This window comes from Cohnella sp. WQ 127256 (genome assembly GCF_024519285.1).
Lineage (GTDB): Bacteria > Bacillota > Bacilli > Paenibacillales > Paenibacillaceae > Cohnella.
This window is the reverse complement of sequence record NZ_JAMZCY010000009.1, coordinates 129,252-152,694: the sequence shown is the minus strand read 5'-3', so window position 1 is coordinate 152,694 and position 23,443 is coordinate 129,252. Positions and strand designations below refer to the sequence as shown.

Annotated in this window: 31 protein-coding genes; 27 read left to right on the top strand and 4 right to left on the bottom strand. The window is 38.4% G+C overall.

Annotated features, from left to right (window positions below):
- The first annotated feature begins 9 nt into the window (after positions 1-9).
- From M1K58_RS23940 to M1K58_RS23820, 25 genes are all read left to right on the top strand, one after another.
- The gene (locus tag M1K58_RS23940; RefSeq protein WP_256761415.1) at positions 10-1,227 is read left to right on the top strand and encodes a phage portal protein; all 1,218 of its coding nucleotides are present in this window, start codon (positions 10-12) and stop codon (positions 1,225-1,227) included.
- 3 nt (positions 1,228-1,230) lie between these two features.
- Positions 1,231-1,926, top strand: coding sequence for a head maturation protease, ClpP-related (locus M1K58_RS23935; protein WP_256761414.1), 696 nt, complete (start codon positions 1,231-1,233; stop codon positions 1,924-1,926).
- A gap of 46 nt (positions 1,927-1,972) precedes the next feature.
- Positions 1,973-3,124, top strand: coding sequence for a phage major capsid protein (locus tag M1K58_RS23930; protein WP_256761413.1), 1,152 nt, complete (start codon positions 1,973-1,975; stop codon positions 3,122-3,124).
- Between the two features lie 25 nt (positions 3,125-3,149).
- Positions 3,150-3,419, top strand: a complete 270-nt coding sequence (locus tag M1K58_RS23925; RefSeq protein ID WP_256761412.1) for a head-tail connector protein — start codon at positions 3,150-3,152, stop codon at positions 3,417-3,419.
- A complete protein-coding gene (locus M1K58_RS23920) occupies positions 3,419-3,760 on the top strand; it encodes a phage head closure protein (RefSeq protein ID WP_256761411.1) in 342 nt (113 codons plus the stop codon). Before M1K58_RS23925 ends, M1K58_RS23920 begins: the two co-directional genes overlap by 1 nt.
- Complete coding sequence (locus M1K58_RS23915) at positions 3,757-4,182, top strand: HK97 gp10 family phage protein (protein ID WP_256761410.1); 426 nt, start codon at positions 3,757-3,759, stop codon at positions 4,180-4,182. The genes M1K58_RS23920 and M1K58_RS23915 overlap by 4 nt, the downstream gene beginning before the upstream one ends.
- 5 nt (positions 4,183-4,187) lie before the next feature.
- Positions 4,188-4,613, top strand: a complete 426-nt coding sequence (locus tag M1K58_RS23910; protein WP_256761409.1) for a phage tail terminator family protein — start codon at positions 4,188-4,190, stop codon at positions 4,611-4,613.
- A gap of 13 nt (positions 4,614-4,626) precedes the next feature.
- On the top strand, positions 4,627-5,715 hold the full coding sequence (locus M1K58_RS23905) for a phage tail sheath C-terminal domain-containing protein (RefSeq protein WP_256761408.1): 1,089 nt from the start codon (positions 4,627-4,629) through the stop codon (positions 5,713-5,715).
- Positions 5,716-5,735: 20 nt separating this feature from the next.
- On the top strand, positions 5,736-6,167 hold the full coding sequence (locus tag M1K58_RS23900) for a phage tail tube protein (RefSeq protein ID WP_256761407.1): 432 nt from the start codon (positions 5,736-5,738) through the stop codon (positions 6,165-6,167).
- A gap of 15 nt (positions 6,168-6,182) precedes the next feature.
- Complete coding sequence (locus M1K58_RS23895) at positions 6,183-6,569, top strand: phage tail assembly chaperone (RefSeq protein ID WP_256761406.1); 387 nt, start codon at positions 6,183-6,185, stop codon at positions 6,567-6,569.
- A 23-nt stretch (positions 6,570-6,592) separates the two neighbouring features.
- Complete coding sequence (locus M1K58_RS23890) at positions 6,593-6,748, top strand: hypothetical protein (protein WP_256761405.1); 156 nt, start codon at positions 6,593-6,595, stop codon at positions 6,746-6,748.
- 36 nt (positions 6,749-6,784) lie between these two features.
- Entirely contained in the window at positions 6,785-8,746 is a 1,962-nt protein-coding gene (locus M1K58_RS23885) for a phage tail family protein (RefSeq protein WP_256761404.1), read from the top strand.
- 14 nt (positions 8,747-8,760) lie between these two features.
- On the top strand, positions 8,761-9,177 hold the full coding sequence (locus M1K58_RS23880) for a hypothetical protein (protein ID WP_256761403.1): 417 nt from the start codon (positions 8,761-8,763) through the stop codon (positions 9,175-9,177).
- A complete protein-coding gene (locus M1K58_RS23875; protein ID WP_256761402.1) occupies positions 9,177-10,163 on the top strand; it encodes an XkdQ/YqbQ family protein in 987 nt (328 codons plus the stop codon). Before M1K58_RS23880 ends, M1K58_RS23875 begins: the two co-directional genes overlap by 1 nt.
- Complete coding sequence (locus M1K58_RS23870; RefSeq protein ID WP_256761401.1) at positions 10,163-10,465, top strand: DUF2577 family protein; 303 nt, start codon at positions 10,163-10,165, stop codon at positions 10,463-10,465. The genes M1K58_RS23875 and M1K58_RS23870 overlap by 1 nt, the downstream gene beginning before the upstream one ends.
- A complete protein-coding gene (locus M1K58_RS23865; RefSeq protein WP_256761400.1) occupies positions 10,458-10,910 on the top strand; it encodes a DUF2634 domain-containing protein in 453 nt (150 codons plus the stop codon). Before M1K58_RS23870 ends, M1K58_RS23865 begins: the two co-directional genes overlap by 8 nt.
- Positions 10,903-11,949 (top strand): baseplate J/gp47 family protein, encoded by a 1,047-nt coding sequence (locus M1K58_RS23860; protein ID WP_256761399.1) that lies wholly within the window; start codon positions 10,903-10,905, stop codon positions 11,947-11,949. Before M1K58_RS23865 ends, M1K58_RS23860 begins: the two co-directional genes overlap by 8 nt.
- On the top strand, positions 11,942-12,490 hold the full coding sequence (locus M1K58_RS23855) for a putative phage tail protein (protein WP_256761398.1): 549 nt from the start codon (positions 11,942-11,944) through the stop codon (positions 12,488-12,490). Before M1K58_RS23860 ends, M1K58_RS23855 begins: the two co-directional genes overlap by 8 nt.
- A gap of 2 nt (positions 12,491-12,492) precedes the next feature.
- A complete protein-coding gene (locus tag M1K58_RS23850) occupies positions 12,493-14,397 on the top strand; it encodes a phage tail protein (RefSeq protein WP_256761397.1) in 1,905 nt (634 codons plus the stop codon).
- A gap of 156 nt (positions 14,398-14,553) precedes the next feature.
- Positions 14,554-14,943, top strand: a complete 390-nt coding sequence (locus tag M1K58_RS23845) for a hypothetical protein (protein ID WP_256761396.1) — start codon at positions 14,554-14,556, stop codon at positions 14,941-14,943.
- Positions 14,933-15,226 (top strand): hypothetical protein, encoded by a 294-nt coding sequence (locus M1K58_RS23840; RefSeq protein WP_256761395.1) that lies wholly within the window; start codon positions 14,933-14,935, stop codon positions 15,224-15,226. Before M1K58_RS23845 ends, M1K58_RS23840 begins: the two co-directional genes overlap by 11 nt.
- A gap of 3 nt (positions 15,227-15,229) precedes the next feature.
- Positions 15,230-16,177, top strand: coding sequence for a LamG domain-containing protein (locus tag M1K58_RS23835; protein WP_256761394.1), 948 nt, complete (start codon positions 15,230-15,232; stop codon positions 16,175-16,177).
- A 9-nt stretch (positions 16,178-16,186) separates the two neighbouring features.
- Positions 16,187-16,492, top strand: coding sequence for a BppU family phage baseplate upper protein (locus M1K58_RS23830; RefSeq protein ID WP_256761393.1), 306 nt, complete (start codon positions 16,187-16,189; stop codon positions 16,490-16,492).
- A gap of 18 nt (positions 16,493-16,510) precedes the next feature.
- Entirely contained in the window at positions 16,511-16,954 is a 444-nt protein-coding gene (locus tag M1K58_RS23825; protein WP_256761392.1) for a phage holin family protein, read from the top strand.
- Between the two features lie 4 nt (positions 16,955-16,958).
- On the top strand, positions 16,959-17,330 hold the full coding sequence (locus M1K58_RS23820; RefSeq protein ID WP_256761391.1) for a YcbK family protein: 372 nt from the start codon (positions 16,959-16,961) through the stop codon (positions 17,328-17,330).
- Between the two features lie 48 nt (positions 17,331-17,378).
- On the opposite strand, the gene M1K58_RS23815 is transcribed toward M1K58_RS23820, so the two are convergent.
- Together M1K58_RS23815 and M1K58_RS23810 are read right to left on the bottom strand one after the other, a co-directional pair.
- Positions 17,379-17,726 carry a hypothetical protein gene (locus M1K58_RS23815; RefSeq protein ID WP_256761390.1) on the bottom strand — a complete coding sequence of 116 codons (348 nt, stop codon included), beginning with the start codon at positions 17,724-17,726 and terminating at the stop codon, positions 17,379-17,381.
- A gap of 337 nt (positions 17,727-18,063) precedes the next feature.
- Positions 18,064-18,261: a hypothetical protein gene (locus M1K58_RS23810; protein ID WP_256761389.1), complete on the bottom strand. Its 198-nt coding sequence runs from the start codon at positions 18,259-18,261 to the stop codon at positions 18,064-18,066.
- Between the two features lie 117 nt (positions 18,262-18,378).
- Here M1K58_RS23810 and M1K58_RS23805 point away from each other — a divergent pair, with 117 nt between their 5' ends.
- Complete coding sequence (locus M1K58_RS23805) at positions 18,379-19,101, top strand: hypothetical protein (protein ID WP_256761388.1); 723 nt, start codon at positions 18,379-18,381, stop codon at positions 19,099-19,101.
- A gap of 69 nt (positions 19,102-19,170) precedes the next feature.
- Here the strand turns inward: M1K58_RS23805 and M1K58_RS23800 are convergent, their stop codons facing one another.
- The gene (locus M1K58_RS23800) at positions 19,171-20,877 is read right to left on the bottom strand and encodes a recombinase family protein (protein ID WP_256761387.1); all 1,707 of its coding nucleotides are present in this window, start codon (positions 20,875-20,877) and stop codon (positions 19,171-19,173) included.
- A gap of 47 nt (positions 20,878-20,924) precedes the next feature.
- Entirely contained in the window at positions 20,925-21,626 is a 702-nt protein-coding gene (locus tag M1K58_RS23795) for a magnesium chelatase domain-containing protein (protein WP_256761386.1), read from the bottom strand.
- Between the two features lie 653 nt (positions 21,627-22,279).
- Here M1K58_RS23795 and sucC point away from each other — a divergent pair.
- Positions 22,280-23,440: an ADP-forming succinate--CoA ligase subunit beta gene (sucC, locus tag M1K58_RS23790; protein ID WP_256761385.1), complete on the top strand. Its 1,161-nt coding sequence runs from the start codon at positions 22,280-22,282 to the stop codon at positions 23,438-23,440.
- The last annotated feature ends 3 nt before the right edge of the window (positions 23,441-23,443 follow it).

Sequence of the window (23,443 nt, the reverse complement as noted above, 5' to 3'; positions counted from 1 at the left end):
GGTGAATAAATGGGTGTATTTAGAAGACATCAACAGAACATAAAAGATAGCGTTTCTGACAATCTCCTTCAGGTATTGGGGATCAATCCAGCAGCGGTGGATAAGAATAGGTTAAGCGAGATTACATATTTTACATGCCTTAAATTGCTTAGTGAAAGTATCGGGAAATTGCCTCTCAAACTCTATCAGGAGACTGAGACAGGCAGTATTAAGGCTAATGGTCATAATGTCTATCCTATTACTAAGACTCGTCCAAATCCATATACAACAGCGTTCACATTTTGGGCGAGTGTAGAAATGAATCGAAATCATCATGGTAATGCTTTTGTCTATATCGACATGAATAAGGGGAAGGTTAAAGGGTTATATATCTTACCCAGCCAATCTGTACAGATATGGATTGATGATGCTGGATTGATAGGAAATGATAATGCGGTTTGGTATACCTACACCGACAAATCAGGTAAACAATATAAACTTACGCATAATCAAGTGATGCATTTTAAGACAAGTACAAGTCTAGATGGTATTACTGGATTGTCTGTTGCTGATTGTTTGAAGACTAATATTGAGAATGCTCAGTCTGGACAGGGATATATAAATACTTACTTCCGTTCAGGGCTTACAGCAGGAGGATTGCTCCAGTATACAGGGGATATCGAGCCTAAAGCACGAGAGAAGATGCAACAGCAATTTACTGAGATGGCAACGGGAGTTAAGAATGCGGGTAAAATTCTTCCCATCCCACTTGGTTTTTCATTCCAACAGATTAAGACAACAATGGTTGAGAGTCAATTTCTGGAGCTTAATAAACATACAGCATTGCAGATTTCGGCAGCCTTCGGAATTAAGCCGAGTATGTTAAATGACTATTCCTCTTCAACGTTTTCAAGTGTTGAAGCACAACAGACAGCGTTTTGGGTTGATACTCTTCAACCAATTATTACACAATATGAGCAAGAGATTGGATATAAACTGCTTACTAGTCGTGAGCAACAACAGGGATACTACTTTAAGTTTAATGTTGATGCGCTTATGAGAACAACATTTAAAGAGCGTTGGGATGCTTATGCGATTGCCATTAACAATGGGGGTATGACTCCTAACGAAGTGAGAGAGAAGGAAGATTTACCGCTACGTCCCGAAGGGGATCAGTTGATTGCTAATGGAAATTATATTCCTCTTGCTGATGTTGGTAAGCAGTATCCAGCGAAGGGAGGTGAATAAGAATTGAAGTACCTAAACATTAAGAATAGTACAGATACACAAGCGGACATATATTTCTATGGGGATATTGTCGGCTCAGAATGGGAAAAGTGGACTGGTATTGATACGGCTCCTCAAGATGTATTGAATATGCTAGATCAAGTTAAAGGAAAGGGTCTGAACATCTACATTAATTCCGGTGGTGGCTCAGTTTTCGCTGGCCTAGCCATTTATAATATCTTGAAGCGTCATCAAGGTTATAAGACCGTCTATGTTGATGGATTAGCGGCTAGTATTTCGTCTGTAATTGCTATGGCTGGAGATAAGATTATTGTTCCGAGCAATGCATTTATGATGATTCATTCACCTTGGTCATGGTCTATGGGAAATGCATCTGATTTTAGAAAGTTAGCTGATGATTTAGATAGGATTGAAGAAGGAATTATGAATGTTTATGCTGATAACTTACGTGAAGGTGTGGACATCGAGATAATCAGAGAAATGGTTAATGCTGAGACTTGGTTAAATGGAAATGAAGCGGCTAAGTATTTTAATATCGAAGTTGCAGAGGCAAATAATGTAGCAGCATGTATTAGTGATAACTTTAAATCTTATCGAAACGTTCCTGAACAATTAAGACGCAATGAACCTGAACCTGAGAAAAAGATTGATGATAATAATGAGATTGAAATATTAAAATTGACACTTGAGTTGCTGTAGGATATAGCGGCTTTTTTTATTTTAAACAAAAAATGGAGGCTTATAAATGAAACGAATCGATGAATTAAAGAACTATCTTGAAACTGCAAAGGCTGAAGCGCAATCTTTGCTCAATGAAAACAAGGTTGTTGATGCTAAAGCAAAAATGGAAGAGATCAAAAGTCTAAAGGACGCTATCACAATTCAGGAGCAGTTAGACGCTGAAGCACTTGAGCAAGCGCAAAATAAAATCGACAACCACAAGGAGACTATCGAAGTGGAAAATAAAACGAAACAATCAGCAAATACAGTACGTGCAATGATTAAAAAGGGAATGGGTCGTGGTCTAACGGAAGCAGAAAATGCTCTACTTGTTCCATCGACTGGCAACGGTACAAATGGCGAAGGCTTCATCCTTCCGGTGGATGTCAAAACACTAATCGTAGAAAAGATTCGTCAATATAAATCCTTCCGAGACGTATTAGGATATTTTCCTACTACTGCTCTAAGCGGTTCATTCCCAGTGGAGGATTTTGAAACACTTTCTGAACTTGTGGATTTTGAGGACGGTACTGACGGTGCAGAACCTACGGATATTAAATTTGCTAATGTTTCGTTTAAGTTGAAGCAAAAAGGCGCAATTATTAAATTATCCAATACTCTGCTTCAAATGACAGATAATGATTTGATTGCTCATATCGCAGAAGTATTCGCTAAGAAAGCTGTTATTACTGAGAACAAATTAGCAATTGCGGCTCTTAAGAATGGCAAGACTGCTGTTGCTTTGGCTGATTGGAAGGCGCTTAAAAAGTCGATCAATGTAACGCTTGATGAGGCAGTAAAGTATGGAACAGTAATTGTCACAAATCAGGATGGTTTTGATGTGTTTGACAGTGCTTTAGATGATTCTGGTCGTCCTGTACTTCAGCCAAATCCTGCTCAACCTACACAGCGTTTGTTTATGGGTTATCCAGTTCATGTATTCTCTAATGCTCTTCTTCCTACGACTGGAACAACTACGAAGAAATCGCCAGTTATTTACGGTAATCTTTCTGAAGCTGTGAAGTTCGTTGACAATGGCGTATATTCTTTCGCAACATCTGAACATGCAGGATTTACCAGTAATATAACCGTTGCTCGAGTGATCGAGTATGTTGATGTTGTTCAAGTTGATAAGTCCGATAAGATTTATGTTTATGGTGAAGTAACACTTGCCTAGATCAATCGAAGGGGATTGATTAATAATGCTAGATGAATTGAAGCAATATTTACGTATTGACTATGAGGATGAGGATTTGTTCCTCTCCTCTCTTTTATTGATAGCAAAGGATTACATAGAAAAAGGGACTGGTAAGACGTTAAATGAAGATAATCCTAAACATAGATTAGCAGCGTTCCTTTATTGTTCGCATCAATATGAACAGCGTAATCCTGTTGTATCTACATCAACAAAAACGCTTGAATATAGTCTCCAGTCACTCTTATTCCAGATTGAATGGGAGATCGATGAATAATGGAAGCGGGAAAATTAAGACACAAAATAGTTTTATGGGGCAACGTCAAGTTTAAGAATGAACTGTTAGAGAATGATATTGAACCAGAAGAGATAAGAACATTGTGGGCAGAGGTCATACCTCAGACAGGCTCAATGAGTAAGCGTCAAGGTGTTGAAACTTGGATGACAAATGTGACTCATAAAATCATCGTTCGCTATAACTCAGGTAAGGATATCACAAATGATATGTGGTTCATGTATCGCGATCATCGTGACCATCGATTTGATATCCGATTCATCTTAAATTCTTATTTTGGCAACGAGAAGCTAGAGATCTTTTGTGAGGAGGCAATTGGATGAGTGATGATGGGTTCGATATGCGTGAAATAGATGCATTCAATAGGCGATTGCTTAACCTTGCCAATAATCAATTCCCAAAGGAAACGAAGAAGTTCCTTCAAAAAGAGGGGAACAAACTGAAGACTAAGACAAGAGCCAAGGTAAAACAAAAGGTTAAAAAGGATACTGGTAACTATCAGAAGAGTATCAAGCGTGGAAAAGTGTATAAATTTGATGGTGCTGATAGTGTTCGGGTATATAGTGGAGATCCCAAATCTCATCTGATTGAATATGGTCATAAAATTGTTGGTAAAGACGGCACAGAGCATGGATTCAAGCAGGGTGAACATGTATTTGCAGATGCAGCACAGGAATTTAACAATGAGTTTATTGCTGATTGTGAGCAGTTTATTGATGAGATGTTAGACAAAGGATTGAGGTGACGATATTGGTCACATTGAAGGAAGTCGCAACAGCAATTAATGTGAAACTCGAAGAAGTGCTTCCCAGTATCCCAGTTAACACTAAGGATATTAAGGAAGGATTCGCAAGACCATCATTATACGTAGATTTCGACAATGCTACTAAATCACCATTTGGTTCACATGGCGTTGAACGAAAAATACGAGTAATAATCTACTTCTTCCCAACAAGTAAGGATCGATACAAATTCGAAATATTAGATGTTCAAGAGAAATTAGAGAACGCCTTTACCTATACGCTTGAGATCAAGGATGGGTTTATTGTCTATCCAGATGAATTAACAAGCGATAAGGTAGATGGCGTTCTTCAATTTGCTTTTGATATCAGCTATATCGAAATTGATGATACAGAAACTGGAGAAGATATTGAGAATTTAATTATGAACATATAAGGAGCAAATATAAATGGCTATAGGATTACCAAAAATCGAAATCACTTTCTCAAGTCTAGCAGCAAGCGCAGTAACCCGTTCGTCTCGTGGAATCGTTGGACTCATTATCAAGGACGATACAGATGATACATTCAATATCGTAGAGTATAAGAATGCGCTTGAGATTGATCAGACTGCTTTCACAGCAGACAATTTGCAATATATTAATGAAACATTCAACGGAACACCGAGTAAGGTTGTCGTTGTTCGAGTAGACACGGCTAGCACAAAGGTTGTTGCTGATGCAATTGAAGCACTAGGAATGAAAAAGGTGGATTGGATTGGGCTTGCAGAGGGAACAACTGCTGAACAGACAGCACTAGCTACCTATGTTAATTCACAGGAAGCATTAAAGAAAACAATCAAGGCTATCGTATTTAATGCGACATCGCCTGATAGTGAACATGTAGTTACCCTTGTGAATCCATCGGTTACTTATAAAGATGGTACAACAGCTACAGGTGATAAGTATATTGCTCGTCTATTAGGTCTTTTTGCTGGATTAACTATGACTCAAAGTGGAACATATAAGGTGTTACCAGAGTTGGCTTCAGTAACAATGCCAGTGGGGGCTACATCTGTAGATGAGATTATCAATGCAGGAAAGCTAGTGTTAATCAATGACGAAGAAGTTGTTCGTGTTGGTCGTGCAGTTAACTCATTAGTAACTGTTGGCACAGGTAAATCTGAAGAGTGGAAGAAGATTATTGTTGTTGAGACAATGGATCTGATTCGTGCTGATATTTATAGTACGTTCAAGGCTGATTATCTATCGAAATACAAGAACAAATATGATAATCAGGTTCTCTTTATCTCTGCTATTAATTCATATTTCCGTCAATTGGCTAATGAAGATATCCTTGATCCTGAGTATACCAATATTGCATTTGTAGATGTCGAAGCTCAGCGTGAAGCATGGTTGAGCATCGGGAAAACAGAAGCAGAGACATGGGATGATGCAACTGTTAAGAAGAATACATATCGTAACGATGTTTTCCTATCGGCGAATATCAAGATTCTTGATGCTATCGAAGATATCAAGTTTAATATCTCACTATTTTAATTATGAAGGAGCAAATTTAAATGGCTAAAAATAAAGGGAACCAAGTTATTAGCGGAACTAACGGTATGATTTGGGTTAACGGGGAAGAGTGGGCAGAATTAAAGTCATTCGAGGCTAAAATTTCTGTTCAATATGAAGAGGTTACATTTGCAGGTGATTATGCTCTATACCAAAAATATATGGGATGGTCAGGTGAGGGTACTATTACGCTTAATAAGACTCGTAGCCGTGGTGCAAAAATCCTTGCTGAAGCGATTAAGACTGGCGTTTTGCCTGAAATTAAGATTATTGGGAAACTTGCTGATCCTCAATCATTAGGTGCAGAGCGCGTATCTATTGAGGATGTAGTATTCTCAGAATTCAATTTGCTTAAATTTGAGAATAGAGCAGTAGCGGAAGAGGAACTGCCGTTCACATTCAGCAACTATGAACTGATCGAGCAAATCAACTAATAGGGGGGAATATATATGTCAAAGAATACGAAACTAGTTTTGAATGATCTGATTGCTAGGAAATTGCAAAAGGAACAAGCTAAGCCTAAAGCAAAAGATGTCTATGTAAAGAGTCTGGATGGCACATTGACCATTACTCCTCCAGAAGAATCAGATATCCTTTATGCAATCGATCAAATCGGAAAAGATGAAAGCATGACAAATATCGTTAAGGCTTATGATAGATTGATTTATAATTCCATTCAATTGTTCCGTAGCAATGAACTACATAAGGAATATGAAGTCATTGTACCAACTGACATCGTTGCTAAGATGCTTACTCTGTCTGAACGTATGGAAATTGGCTCTCAGATTTTGGAGATTAGCGGATTCAATGATATGGGGACTAAGGTAAAAAACTAATAGCACAAGATGGAGAGTCACAAATGATGGCTTTCTATCTTGTGCGGGGTCAGAGTAAATCAGATTTAGAAAACTTAACCTATATGGAAAAATTATTCTATTATGAGGCGATGAACATTTACTTCAAACAGGAAGCAGAGAAATATAATTCAATATTCGGAAGTGGAGAGGGGAAATAAAATCCCTTCTCTTTTTTTATTTAAGGTGGTGATAAGTTGTCATCGAGAGCAATAAATACGATCCTAAATTTACGCGATAGATTTAGTGAAGGTATTAGACGAGCAGCAGGAAACACGGAAAATTTACGTAGAAGTGTTCAGCAAACGAATAATCAGGTAAGGTCATTTGGATCAACAGCAGCTACAGGATTCGGAAATGTCGCAAAATCAGTAGCAGGATTAGTTGTTGCCTATGCTGGATTCCAACAAGTTAGCAGTTTTCTAAATGATAGTGTTGCTGAAGCAAAGGTAATGATTGAGCAAGAAACCAAACTCCAAGCAATCATGAAAAATACCAAGGGTGTTACTGATGCTCAGGTTAGATCCATTTTGGATTATGCGAGTGCACAAGAGGAACTGGGTGTAATTGGTGGGGATGTCCAGATTGCAGGAGCGCAGCAAATAGCAACATTCCAATTACAGGCATCCACGATTAAGAAATTAATGCCAGCTATGAATGACCTACTAGCACAATCAAAGGGAATTAATGCTACAACACAAGATGGAGTTGGGGTGGGTAATCTTTTTGGGAAGGTTATGAACGGTCAGGTCGGAGCTTTAAGCAAATTAGGTATCAACTTTACCAAGGCGCAGGAAAAGGTACTGAAGTTTGGCACAGAATCAGAGAAAGCAGCTACTCTTGCAGAAGTGTTGAAGATGAATGTTGGTGGGGTCAATGCAGCATTAGCCCAAACTGATGAGGGTAAGATTAAGCAAGCAGGAGACGTACTAGGTGGTATGAAAGAAGAGATCGGTAGAGTCGTAATTAAATTGAAGGCTGACTTTGCTGGATTCTTTGTCCGATACCTACCACGTATTCAGAAAATTGTCATGTCTACATTTGATGGTATTAAAAAAGGGATAAACTTTGCTTTGCCATATCTCAAGTCAATGGGTAACGTGGCACTAAATATCTTCTCATCTGTTAGGCAATGGGGAACAAGCGCGTTTGAGAAGATAAAACAGAAAATAGCAGAGAATCAACCAACAATTGATAGTGTTAAGGGTGTACTTTCCGATTTAGGAGATAAAGCAATTGCTCTAAAGGATTATCTTATTGATGCCTTCAATGGTGGTGTGCCATTTATTACATGGATTAAAGACGAGGGAATTCCTGCATTAGTTGATGGGATTGCTGAAGTGGTCGATATTGCAACAGGATTATATGACTATATAAAAAAGAATTGGACTACCTTTGAGCCTATTATATATGGAATAGTCGGAGCAATTACAGCCTATAAGGTGGCTACGATTGCCGTAACAACAGCAACGAGAATATGGAATGGTATAACCAAGACGCTTGCAATTACTCAAGGTATATTAAATGCAGTGATGAATATGTCACCTATCGGATGGATTGCAACAGCAATAGGTCTTTTAGTAATGGCAGGAGTAGCCCTTTATCAAAACTGGGATACCGTTGTAGAAAAAGCAAAAGGATTGTGGAAATGGATCTCTGATATATGGATAAACATCAAGGATGCCACTGTTGGCGCATTCAATGGTATGGGAGATATTATCCGTAATACGTTTGATTCCGTTGTGGGATTTATAAAAAAGCCAATTAATGCAGTTATCGATATGATTAATAATCTAATTGATCATATTAATAACATCTCATTTGACGTTCCTGATTGGGTACCCGACTGGGCAGGGGGAGGCAGTACCATTGGAGTTAGCATTTCTAAAATTCCAAACTTTTCTACTGGTACAGATTACTTTAAAGGTGGACTTGCCCGAATTAATGAACGTGGCTCAGGCGAGATTGTGGATTTGCCTAATGGTAGTAGAGTTATCCCTGCTGATAAATCTGCTAGAATGATTGATAATCTAGGTAAAAATAATGGAATAAACGTTTATCTCACCATTCAAGGTAATGTCTACGGAAACGATGATTTTGCTAAACAAGTAGGTAGTTATATTGCAGACAGAATACAGCTCAACTTGAGTAACGCATAGAGGAGGGGAACATAATGGATATTACATTTTCAGCAAATAATTTCGAGGAAGTTAGGAGATTGCCTATTATCCCTTCCTCTATTGATGGTGTTGCTACCCCTTGGGGTAATGAAGAGTTCGAAACTATTGGACAAGGAACACTCAATCTAATTGGACTCAAGGGATTACGGACGATGACAATAGATTCATTCTTTCCAATGAGGGAGTATTCTTTTGCCAAGGATAAGCGAATGGGAAACGAATACGTTGACTTCTTTAATAAGTGGAGAGCAAAGAGAGTACCATTACGACTTATTATTACGATAAATGATAGTAAAGAATGGCTTAATATGGCATGTACAATTGAAAATTTTACTTATGGATTAGATCGTTCGGGTGACATACCGTATTCCTTAGAAATCAAAGAATTTAGATTCGTGAAGGTGAAATAATGGGACATGAGTTAATTCTGACGAAAGATGGCAAGAGACAAAATATCACACAATTGATTGGGAATCTCGCATGGTCTAGCAATGTAGAAGCCTTAGGTGTGGAGATGAGTTTTCAATATGCCTATAATGATACTTTGTATTTTAATAAGTTCGATATACTTAACATTGGTGACCAGATAGTCATGTTTAACGAAGGTAAAGTTTTGAACTACTTCATAATCGTTAAGGAAGGTGAAGCTGGTCGTTTCGGTAAGTCGTATACATGTTTTGATCGTGCTTGGTATCTCAATAAGAATGAGACAATTATTCAATTTAAGAAACTGTCTGCCAATAAAGCGATTGAAAAACTGCTTGATAAATTTATCATAAAGCATAAGATAGCATCCATGCCAACATTGATTAGAAAGATATATAAGGACATAACCGTTAGTGATATTATCCTCGATATCCTTACACAAGTAGAGCAGGAAACAGGCATAAAATATCGCATGGAAATGAAAAAGGATATCTTAACTATTAGCAAGATGACTGACTTAATCATTAATCCAAAAATCAGATTACCCTCTAATACGAATCCCATCCCCGTCACGGCTACAATCAGTAATCCAAGCAAGGAAAGAAGTATAGAGGATATGAAGAATAAGGTTATAGTGGTTACTAGTGATGATAAATCAACAAAGGTATATGCTCAGAAGGATGACACAAAGAGCATTTCTCATTATGGACTATTAACGGAAGTGGTCACACTTGATAGTAAGAATGCAGCACAAGCAAGGAATATCGCGGCTAATACACTTAAGGAACTCAATAGAGTAAATGAGACTGTATCATGTGAGATGTTAGGAGATGATGATATTAGAGCAGGGCGAATCCTTGAGATGAATGAACCTATAACAGGGATTGTCGGTAAATATCTGATCAAGTCAGCTAGTCATACTGTTAATAATGATATTCATAAAGTGTCCGTGGAATTGGGGGCAGTATAGTGGAAGATTGGGACATGCGATTAACAAAATTATTCAAAGAACGAAATAATCCTCCTCCAGTGGGTGCGATTATTGGAGAAGTCATTAGTGGGTTCCCTAATCTATCTGTATCGCTTGGTGATGAGATCATATTAGATGATGATCAATTGATAATTGGGAATTACCTTTATCGGATGCACTACCATTTAGACGATCTGCATCATACACCTGTGCCAATTACGCTTTCGTCTGGTGATCAAGTCATTATGGTTCCTACTGCCAATAAGCAAGTTTATTTTGTTATAGATAAGGTAGGTGAATAATCTGTTTCCAACAATTAAATATGAAGATGAAAACGAGAACCTTCCAGAAGCGTCAATGGGAAAGGTTTTTTTATTTGACTATGATAAGCGTGAGTTTGTACTTAAGGATGGAAAGCCAGTATTAGCGACTTATGAACAAGCGATTAAGCAATGGATAACAATGGTTTTGATAACTGAGCGGGGAAAGTATCAAGTATATAAGGATTTAGATCTCGGTCTAAATATTGCTCAGTTTATTGGCAGAAAGGATATTCCGCTTGGCGTTATCAACAGTGAAGTTAAGCGACAAATCGAGGAACAGTTAATCCGGCATCCTGAAATTGTAGGTATCAGCGATTTTGCTCTGACACGTCAGGATAGTAAAGCAATATTCAGCTTTAGTGTTCACACAAAACAGGGAACATTGATTGAGGGAGTTCAGAGTGAGGTGAAATATAGTGGATGAAATATTGAAGAAGTTGCTTGATGCAATCAATGATGCTTATGACAAGACGGAGGGATACATTGTTTATGATTTAATGAAGGCGGTATCCCTTGTCATTTCTGATTATGATATCAAGTTAGATGACATGGAAAAACTATTGGATGTTGATAATTTAACGGGAACGTTATTGGATACTTATATTTATCAGCGAAAAGGGATCAAACGTATTCAGGCAACATATGCAATAGGACAATTGAATGTAACAGGCAACGGGATAATTAATCAAGGTGACTTGTTCGAAACAGTATCAGGTATTCAATTTATGGCGAATGAGACTAAGACGATTACAGGCACAGGAACGATTAATATTAAGGCTGTTGTTGCTGGAACTAATGGTAATGTGCCAAGTAATCGGATTGTACAAATGCCAGTTACTTTGTCAGGTATCACAGTAGTAATTAATTCTCAGCCAACACATGATGGATATGTTCAAGAGACAGATAATAACTTACGTGAACGTTATTATATTGCTATTCGTACTCCAGCAACATCTGGAAATTTGAATCATTATTATTTGTGGGCAAAAGAAGTACCTGGAGTTGGTGGAGTAAAGGTTTTTCCATTAGAGCGCGGGGCGAATACGGTGGAAGTTGTCATAATAGACCAAAATGAATTACCAGCAAGTCAGACATTAATTGATTCTGTGCAAGAATATATCGATCCAAACAGCGAAGGCTTAGGATATGGACAGGCTCCAATTGGGGCTTATTGCTATGTTATTCCTGCCATTGGATTAAGTCTTGATCTCTCAGTGACAGTGACTAAGGATACTGGCTATACTGATGCTCAAATAAAATCGAATATTGAAAGTAGTATTGATAGCTATCTTGATAGTATTGCCTTTGTTCAGTCGTATGTGTCTTATGCGGCTATTGGCAATGCGATTTACGGTGCTGATGGAGTGATTGATTATAGTGCGTTAACAATCAATGGTGGAATATCGAATATCAATGTTGGGGCTAAGGAAGTTGCTGTGCTAGGAGTTGTAACTGTTGCATAAAAAAGAGATTCTAAGGTCTTTACATAAAATCGAACTTGACGATCCTCTTATCAATGAGATTAGTGGAAGCATTGGACTGACTTTGGATAATTACGATGCTTCCATTGACGACTTTAAACGTCAACTTGATATTGATACAGCTAATTGGGGTTTGTCCATATATGAAAAGGAATTAGGCATAACGGCAAACATTAATAAACCCCTTGAAGATCGTAGGAGTGTAATTAAAAGCAAGTTAAGAGGAACTGGTAAAATAGGTGCAACTGAACTTGAGATTAACGTAGAATCATGGCTCAATGGTGACGTTGAGGTATCGTTTGATGGGAAAATAAACATTAAGTTTGTGAGTGATTATGGTATTCCTGCTAATCTTGATGATTTGAAGCAAAGAGTGAGGGAAATTGCTCCTGCACACTTAGATGTCATCTATACCTTTAAATTCACCTTATATAATGAAGTTAAAAAAAAGAATGTTTCCTATGATTATATTAAAAGCCAGAATATCACTTATTTCGAATTATTGAATGGAGGATTAAATTAATAATGGCAAGGACACAAATTCATGATTTACCGTTAATTGATGATAATTTAACAGCCGATATTGTACGAGATATAAACGCATTAGCAGAAGCGACTGATCTGATTAACATTGATATTCCCGATGCAAGTATCACAGTTAAAGGAAAAGTCCAGTTGTCTAATGCTGTCACAAGTACCGATGAGACGAAAGCTGCTACTAGTAAAGCTGTAAAAACAGTTAAAGATACGATTGATAATCTTGCTGGAACTGGACGAACAACTGAAACTGTTAAGGGAATTGTTGATATGCTTAACAGTCACTTAGCAGACTACACAATACAAACGCCATTTGTAATCGCAACTGGAACCGCAAATGCTTATATCGCCACACTAAGTCCAGCAATGGCATCGTACACCGTTGGGGTAGGATTGGCGATTAGGATCAACATAGCCAATACTGGAGCATCTACAATCAATGTTAATGGTTTGGGCGTAAAAAACATTCTAGATCCAAAGGGTAAAGCTATGATTGCAGGAAAATTAGTAGTCAATGGTATTTACACGATGAGATACAACGGTACGGCTTTTATCTTACAGGGTGAAGGAGGTGAATATGGAACGGCGGTTGCTGCTGATATTATTGCTGGAAAAACTGCTGGTACAGAATTTGGGATTATCAATGGAACAATCCCAGTAAGAGGCAGTGAGACATATGCAGGTTGGAGACAAGCTGTAGTTGGACAAACAGCCCCAATAAATGGACGGATGCACCTCACTATCCCGACTGGAGCCTATTTAACTGGAGCTGCTGAACAAGGTGGGCAACTAGGCATATACGCAGATGATGCTAATTTTAATAGTAACAATATTCGGAACGGTGTGCCTATGTTTGGTATGGTAGGTACAGGTGCTACTTACGACATAGGTGGTTTCGTACCATTCCATAAAGTCGGAGGCACTAGAGGTCTTGCTGTAAGCTCGTGTTCTTTCTCATTGCCAAGTTACAACCCGCACTACAGGTTTGCTGTAAGGGGTGGTTATGCCTACGTAGGATTAGCTGGCAGTAATGGCTTAGTGCGGAAGATAGACGTTAATAGCGGAACAGTGTTAGGTTCGTATAACTGTCCTGGTCAAGTTAACGGCATTGAACTTGACTTAACTGGTAATTTCGTTTTCATTAGTTCTTACGATTCCACTGCATGGTATTGTGCAAAACTCAATGTGTCTAACCTTAGCGTTGTGTGGGCAACATCAACAGTCAATAAGTATAATGGAGCCTATACTACAATTGGCAATGATAACAACGTATACATATCACAGCAAGGTGGTGGTACGAGCGAAACATGGTATTGTTACCGAGTCAATGGGTCTACTGGAGCATGGACATCAACACCAGCTTCACGGGAATATAGTAGCAGACACGGTAGAGGCATAGGTGACAGTTCAAGCAATTTATATGCTGCTCCATATAGTAACAAGTTAGCTAGATATACAGCTGCTGGCGCGTTATCGGCTCAATCGTCGGATGCTTTCGTCGGTTACGTCCACTGTATTGGTATGAATGAGCCATCCAGACATTTGTATTGTTACAATGAAGGGGCTAGTAAATCAATCTCTATTAGATCAATGGACACTCTTGAGGTACTGTGGTCAAGAGGTATTCCTTGGGCTATACAGTACTTTGATATTGGTACAATGAGTATGTATCCATCCTTCTATAATGATGGATTACTATACGGTACCGCTGGATTGTATTGTCAGAACTCCTTGCAAGAGGCTGTTTTTAGTGTAACATCTATTGTGCCAACAGCATTGTATCAAAGAGTAGACGGTATATCAGGTATGCTATACACTCTACAATCTAACGTCTCAAGTAATCCGACCGTAGGATACTTACACGGCTACAGACCTGAGATACAAGTATTTTAACAGAGAGAGAAGAGCGTTTTGAATTAAGAGATCGAGGATATGTATAACTTGAGTCAGTATGACTTTGAAATTAAAAGATAAATAAATCAATTTGTAGAGAGCACATCTAGCATGTTGCTCTCTTTCTGTATTTTAAAGAGAAGGTTGGTGCCAATAATGGCATTAAAAATAAGCAAAAATGTTGCTTTGTCTGATATCGTATCTGATGTTAATCCAATTACAACGGAGCATCCGATTACGGGATCAGCAGTAGTTTTGCAATTGTGGTTATTCAATGATAACGCAAATAAGATATATAAAAGCGTAACAGTTAAGCCGACTGATGCAGTGAATACTAATGAGTCCAACTGGGTGCAGCTCGCTCCAGACAAGACTGGGGTCGCAGGAGCATATCTTACAGGTGGAGCAGCGTTAACGATGACTGATATATCAGATAGTAATGTCGCTAAGCCGTTTTGGTGCAAGGTTACGACTCCGGTTGTTGCCGACTCTATTAATAAGTTGGATATTAAACTTACGGTTAGCGGTAAAGAGTATGCGGTATAGCATCCGAGGCAGTATCCGCACACGAGACGGTAGTTCGATTGTATCCGATATTAACCGCTTTGTATTATGGAGACTTGTTACCATTAATGCCGTTGACCAAAGCGAATACCCGATCTTTACGTTTGAAGCATGGGTTAATTCAATTGCAGATAAGGATGCGTTATTCAACGTTCTTAAGCTTCATGTTGATACACTCACAGGTGAGATTGATTGGCACGAATGTAATCATGATGAACTTATATCCAAACCTTGCGTAATAATTGAAACGTATAAGGGGAGGTAAAGCGTGAATTACTATTTGCAATTGGATGGCGTGGATGATTATATTGCATTTGATCATAACAAACCGCAAACATTCACTTTGTCGTTATGGGTAAAATGTGCATCAACGCAATCGGATTACGCAACAATGTTTGATTTCAGTAACGGATTTAAGATTGAACAACACGCCAACCTCACAAATAATTACGATTTAACAGACGGAGACGGCTCCTTCAGATCTTCCTTTTCATTAGATACGAATTGGAATTTCTTAACCTTTACAAGAGATTCGTTAACAGGAGATTTGAAATTATACAAAAATGCTGTTGTTGTTTTTAGTACAAATACTGATCCGTTAGCTTACGTAGGCAACGAATGGTTTATAAGTAAGTGGATGTTCGGTAGTAGGCAATGGTCAGGTGATGTTAGCGAAGTGAAATTGTGGAATATCGCTCGTACACAATCTGAAATACAAATTGACATGAATAAGCAATTGAACGGAAATGAATACGGATTAACGAATTATTGGAAACTAAACGAAGGTTCGGGCGCGATTGCAAGAGACATTGTCGCTGGAAATAACGGCACGATATACGGAGGAACATGGGTAGAGGCTGGAGTTGAAGTATCATACCATTATGCAACTAGGCAATCAACATACACCGAACAGACAATGGAAATTGCTACGTCACAACGGTTGTATGCCTATCAGATCGCCAATGAAAATATGTATCAAGTTATATATGTGGACAGTGTAACAGATCAAGCGACCATTCAGTGGATTTATAGTGGTAGGGTTTTCGTATATCCGCTACTCTTCAAGATAGCTGATCAAAGCGTACCGCTGTATGTGCAGACAATGCATTTTACCGTGAATATTAAACGGCAACACACATCAAGTATCCAGATGATGAGGATGCTTATTTCTGATGTCATAATTACTAGAGTCAAAAAAAATATTATAAAGATATGAGGTGATGAGTTGTCAAACATTGTAGTAGGCGACAACGGAACAATGATAGATATTACGGTTATGGATGATGTTGGAGCTGTAGATTTAACAACTACCACATCAATTGTCGCTCACTTTATAAGGGCAGATAAGACAACGTTTAATAAGCCGTTAAGCATAGTAGATGCTATCAATGGCAGATGTTCAACAACTTTATTGTCTGAGGACTTATTAGTAAGCGGAGGGTACACGTATCAGGTAACGGTCAACTTCTCCAATGGGGATGAGTTTAGTAATAGTCCTCCAGTTAGATTTATTGTAGGCGCAAAACTTTAGAAAGGATAGGATATACAAATGGATCGTACAGATATAATCATCAAAGCCATTGCTGGATTGGTTGGGGCAATAGTATCAATATTCACAGGATTATTTGGACTAATGTTTACTGTTTTACTAGGAATGATGGCTATCGACTACATTACCGGAATTACATCGGCAATCGTAAGTGGAGAAGGTCTTAGTTCGACTAGAGGTTATCGTGGATTATTTAAAAAGGTGTACACGATGCTTCTCATCGGAGCAATCTTAATGGTCGAAGTTTCTATATTAAAAAGTAATGGAGTAATTACAGACGGTGTCTCCAGCGCATTCATCTTGATAGAGTTTGTAAGCATTATTGAGAATGGAAATAAGATGGGGTTGAAGCTTGGATTCCTGAGTAAATTGGTTTCTACAGTTAGAGGTAAGATTCCATTGTTGGATGATGGAGAGATAGTTAAACAGGGAAAGGGTGAGTGATACTATGAGAGTCAACGATATTGATGTTAGCAAAAATTTTAAATTATATGAATTTGAATGTCATGATGGAAATCATCAAGTTAAACTTGATCCTGAAGTTGTTATTCTGCTACAGAAATTGAGAGAAAAGATTGGCAAACCATTAAAGATTAATAGCGCATACCGTACTCCAGAATATAATAGGAAAATCAGTGGTTCTCCTAATAGTCAGCACATAGAGGGAAAAGCAGTAGACATTTCCTGTCCTAAAGGGATGACTGTTGATCAATTGTCCAGAATAGCAAAGGGAGTTGGATTCAAGGGAATCGGCAAATATCCAAAGCAAAATTTTGTTCATATGGATGTTCGAGATAATGCCAAGGAATGGACTCTTTAAATAGAAGAAACCCCACTTAACCGTATTGTTGGCTGAGTGGGGAGATTATTAAAAGCATTTCTTTAATAGAGACTTGTAAATTTTTTCATCCATCTCAATTAGACTCTTTTTACCGTCTTTAAACTGTATAGCTACAATATGAACGCCCTTACTTTTAGCTGATAGTCCAGCAAGTAATCCTACAGGTCCAAGTAATAAACCTCCAACAAGACCTCTTCCAACTGCACTTGTCGCACTCTTACTATGAGATTCATCCATTACTTCATAAGAGTCAATCGTGGATTTATCTAATTGTATTGAACTAAATAATCCAGTAGATAACATTAAAGTCCCGAATGTTTGTGAGATTTGCTTACCATTATAATCACCTGCAATAACCTTGTTTTTCGCGCCCATATTAATTCCCCTCCATGAATGAATTAAAAATACAACTTTACCAATAATGGATTACCACACAATTCTACACCAAAAGTCCTAAATTGGCGATATGTGGAATAATTCCATAGACCTACCATTTATGTGCATGGTAAAGTTGTGGTAAACTATGGTAATTTGTTGAGGGAAAGGTGTATAAATATTACCTCGGATATAACGGGAAACGCATCAATGTTCCACTATCGGAAGAGGAGGCGATGAAACTATTGTTTGAAACTAAGGGAGCCATTAAAGGGCTATGCATTATGATTTATGATGAGAATGATAAGTTTATTAGGCAAATACCAAAAAGGAAGCGTTAACGAATTCTAAATTCATGAACTTCCTTTAGCATATAGGAGCCATCGTCAAACTGAACCGTTTCTTTATCCTGAGATATTATCACACCGCCGTAATCAACCAATTCATTGCCAATCCAGACTTCGACAGGAGATTGATTAAAAATAGCAGCAGAAAATTTTTCATATGTATCAAGTAGGAAACCTGTTTTGAACATGATCATCACTCCTGGAGGACTTGTTAGTTGATTAGTACAAAAATTCTACATAATAAAGGAAATTCCTCCATATTGTCGAAATATAAGGGGTGTTAATACAATTAATTGGGAGGGATTATGATGAAGAGAAGGTCAGCTGTGATTGTGTCTGTGTTATTGGCTTTGGTTCTTGGTACGGTTACTGTTACAGCAGCAGCGAAAGTTGAGAGTATTAAGGCTTCAATTAACTATGCGATTACAACAAAAATTTTTGGCAAATCATTTGCTCCAAAAGACGATAAAAGTAAAGAAATTCGACCAATAACCTATAACGGCAGGCTATATGTCCCAGTAACCCAATTTGCTAATGAGCTTGGTTATACCGCGAGTTTCGATACTAAGACAAACAAGTTAGCTATTGGTGAGAAAGATGGGAAGACGGATCTGATAAAGGGAAAGCTGTTTGATAAATATTATTCAGGAAGTCCAACTACTGACCCAGATAAGTTAACAGTTAATAATGAGACTTATAAATCTGGATATGCTGTTCAGGTGACAGGAGCTTTTGATAATAAATCTATACTGTTTAATACGAAATCTAATTATCAGAAAATCTCTTATAAGGCTTCAATTAAGCTCGGTGATGAGCCAGTTCGTGTGGTCTTTAAGGATGAAGAGTCAGGGTTAATATATAAGGAATTTTCTATAGATAGTAAGAGTGGAGTTGTAAGTGGTGAAGTTGATATTGGAGCAGCTAAGAGTGTTAGGCTAAGCGTTGATACAAGATTAGTATCAACTAAAACTTCATATTCGAGAGATAATCCGGGAGAGGTTATTATTGCAGATTTGTTTGCTTATTAAGATGATTGATTGAAGTTACATTAAAGATAAGCCGTAAGGGAGATAATCCTTTACGGCTTTTTTTGTCGTTTATTCTTTTCTTCTTTTGTATACATCCCAAGATATACTTTCGCTAATTTTAACTAAATCTTTGTCCATATATTTACCGATAATCTGATTGATCTGCTTAAACGGCTTAAAATGAAACTCAAGCATTAACACAGGGGTATTGTCGTTAATTCCAGTTTTAGCATCAATCGTTCCATCATATGATCCAGCAACAATCTTATCAATTAATTCAATAAGTTGTTCCCGATAATAAAACTCATATGGTATGAATTCGTATATCTGTTTAATGAATTGATCAATATCTGATAATTCTTTATTGATGTCTTCATTTGACATTGACAATTCAACATATTGTTCTTGCAATTCCTTTTGCTCACTGTTCGATTCTTCTAGCATATTATCTAACATGTCCTTGTCATATGAACCATCCATATATAACTTTAATAGACGCTTTTTCTGATTATCAATATCATCAATACGAAGTTTACAGTGATTCGCTTCATCCAGTGATTGATTATTAATTTTATTTGTGATTATCTCTTTTGTTTTAATCAATAAATCCTCATACTCAAATTTCAAATCATCAATAGCTAATGCTAACCCTTCTTTGGCAAAGTAATCGATGGCGTTCTCTAGATCTTTCATATGGAAATTCAATCCATCACATCCAGCCTTTCCTTTTGACTTCTTCTTAGCACATATGAAATAGTGTTTTCCCCTATCAACATTTCTGACATAGTTTGCTTCACCGCATTTTTTACATTTGATCAATCCTGCAAATTCTGATATTCCTTTATAAATTCCCTTTTGGCTCACGGTACTAATTTTTCCAGCTCTAATTTGTTGTGCTTTATCGAACGTTTCTTTACTGATTATCGCGGGAATAACGTCATGATGAATATTTTCTTCATTAATATTCTCTCTAACTTTTGGATAATGTTTATTGAATACAACTCCAGAATCCCACTTGTTTCGAACGAGAGTACCATAGTATTTCTCGTTACTCAGAACGTGCTTTATGGAATTAATAGGGAATTGGTTGCCATTTCGATTCAATAGACCATAATTATTGATGATCCGTCTAAACCCCTCACCTCTATTATATAATTCATATATCTTGCGTACCGTTTCAGCTTCTTCTTCATTAATAACCAATTCTTTATTGTCTTTAATATAATCATATCCAAACAAACCCTTGGTCATTAATGCACCACGTTTAGCAGTCCTAGCAAATCCATCTTTCATCTTTATGGATTTATCGCGTGATTCGTTGGCAGCAAATGTAAACATGAGTTCTATGTGAAACCAATCAGATTCATTTTCTGTGGATTTACCGGAATCTAGAAATATAATATTAACTCCTTTGGTCTTCAGATCTCGAACAGGATCAATTGCTAAAGTATCGCGCGCGAAGCGAGAAAGGTTTGATACCAAAATATATTTGAACTGGGGCTCTCTGTTCCGATCAACTTCAAAAACAATTTTTCCAGTTGCTTTTGTCTTACTCACGTTCACGCCACCATCTTGGATCATCTGAAGAAAGTCTTTTCGTTGGAATTTGGTAGCAGTTTTCTTGTCTGCATAGATATGTGTCAACTCGAAACCTTTGTACTTGTCTCGAATGACTTCACTGAAGTACAATTTTTGTGAGTCATATGAATGATCTTGTTCATCTTTCGCTGTTGACACCCTTGCATAACCAACAACCGGAATTTTATTATTGCTCATATGTACATCCTCCAATAATATGACGATCTCACCATACGGGCATTGTATCATAATATAAGAAGGTTGTGCATACCACTTGCGGCGATAAGAAGTGCCCGTTTCCCTTGTTCCTGACCGATGACATCCGAGAGATTGAGATCACCCTCATAAGTGTCAGACTGTGATTTCGATTGGCTCGATAATCGTGGCTGATTGGAGCGGGATAGTGATTCCGCATTGGAACCAGATAAATCATCAGAATCATCAATGAAACCATTGATCCATTCAGCAAGCGATGCTATGCCGAATACCTCGATCCCTGGAATGAGAGAAGCTTCAGCAGTGGCTGCTAGGGGGACAATGATCCTTCTAATTCCTGCATTGCGAGCTAATTCTGTCATCGAAAGCACACCTGGTACATTTCTTACCGTTCCATTCAACGCGAGCTCTCCAATGAACAAAGTATCCTCCAATAATCTAGCGTCGACTTGGCCGCTCGCGCATAGTATTCCTGCAGCGATCGCTAAGTCAAATGCGCTTCCTTCCTTGCGCAGATCCGCTGGAGCTAGATTAATTGTGATCCGATCCATGGGGAATTTCATTCCGCCGTTCTGGATAGCGGCTCTTACACGTTCAACAGATTCACGTACTGCGGAGTCGGGAAGCCCAACTACGGATACCTGTGGTAAGCCGGTGCAAATATTGACTTCAACCTCGATAAACCGACCTTCCACGCCGAGCACGCTAGCACTCATAATTTTGACATACACAAAAAGCACCTTCCTCCGTCTATGATCTAAATCTGACGGGAAGGTGCTTCCTTCCGAACACTGCGTTATAAATCTAGAATACTGCTCGTGACAAATACTGTCAATGCTATTGGTAATCTGTCTCCGGTAATCGATAGCGAACAGTGTTCGTCGAATCACGAGATGCCGCTTTCAGCAGGACGGGGCGATTTCATTTGTTTTCTCTGAGTTTACGTTTCGTCCATAGGTAACCAATCTCGTAGCTTTTACCCTTTAAGCTTGGGTTGCTGTTCCCAAAGTCGATTAGCAGCGATGTTTCGAAATCAACTTCTCTGTAATCTGATCATTTGAAGAAGAAAATTTTACGATTTATGAAGCATAAAAAAAGCTATAATCTCAAAAACTATATGTGTTTGCCTATTTTCAATCTCAATATGAGATGAAACCATTGCTAAATAAGACTAATAAATTGATTAAAAAGAGAGGAAGCATTTAGCGATTAGTGATACAATGATGAGAGTTTTGTTACATAAATTCGTTTGTGTGACGGCTATGAGCGATACAATGTATCGCTAACCAAGGAGTCATCTGTGACGGTTACCCTTTTAATGCTAGCATTGAAACGGTCACAACCGCACTGATATTAAAGCGCACAACGGGAGGATGCCAGGATCATGAATATTCATGAGTATCAAGGCAAGGAAGTCTTGAGGCAATATGGCGTTAACGTGCCGCGCGGCAAAGTGGCGTTCACCGTCGACGAAGCCGTAAGCGCCGCGAAAGAACTCGGAAGCTCAGTTACTGTTGTAAAAGCCCAAATTCACGCAGGTGGACGGGGTAAAGCAGGTGGCGTTAAAATCGCCAAGAGCATTGACGATGTTGCGAATTACGCGAAGGAATTGTTAGGTAAAGTATTAGTAACGCACCAAACGGGTCCAGAAGGTAAAGAAGTTAAGCGTCTTCTGATCGAAGAAGGCTGTGACATCAAGAAGGAATATTACATTGGTGTTGTGGTTGACCGGGGTACTGGTCGCGTAGTTATGATGGGATCCGAAGAAGGCGGCATGGATATTGAAGAAGTAGCTGCCCATTCCCCAGAGAAAATCGTTAAAGTCGTCGTTGATCCAGCGGTTGGATTACAAATGTTCCAAGCTCGTCAATTGGCTTATGACATTAAGATTCCAGGCGAACAAATCAACAAAGCGGTTAAGTTCATGCTTGCTCTCTATAAAGCGTTTGATGAGAAGGATTGCTCCATCGCGGAAATCAATCCCCTTGTTGTTACGGGCTCTGGAGATGTAATGGCACTTGATGCGAAGTTGAACTTCGACTCTAACGCGTTGTTCCGTCACAAGGACATTGTTGAGCTTCGTGACCTTGACGAAGAAGATGCTAAGGAAATTCAAGCTTCTAAATTCGACCTTTCCTATATCGCTCTAGATGGCAACATTGGCTGTATGGTTAATGGCGCTGGACTAGCTATGGCGACTATGGATATTATTAAATATTTTGGCGGTTCCCCAGCTAACTTCCTTGATGTTGGCGGCGGTGCGACGAAAGAAAAAGTAACAGAAGCGTTCAAGATCATCCTTTCTGATCCAAACGTTAAAGGTATTTTCGTTAACATTTTCGGTGGCATAATGAAGTGCGACATTATTGCTGAGGGCGTTGTAGCTGCTGCTCGCGAGCTTGGCCTTGATCGTCCACTTGTTGTTCGTCTTGAAGGTACTAACGTTGCAAAAGGTAAAGAAATCTTGAACGGATCTGGCCTGAACATTGTGGCTGCAGATTCGATGTCCGACGGCGCGCAAAAAATTGTGTCGCTCGTGAAATGACTA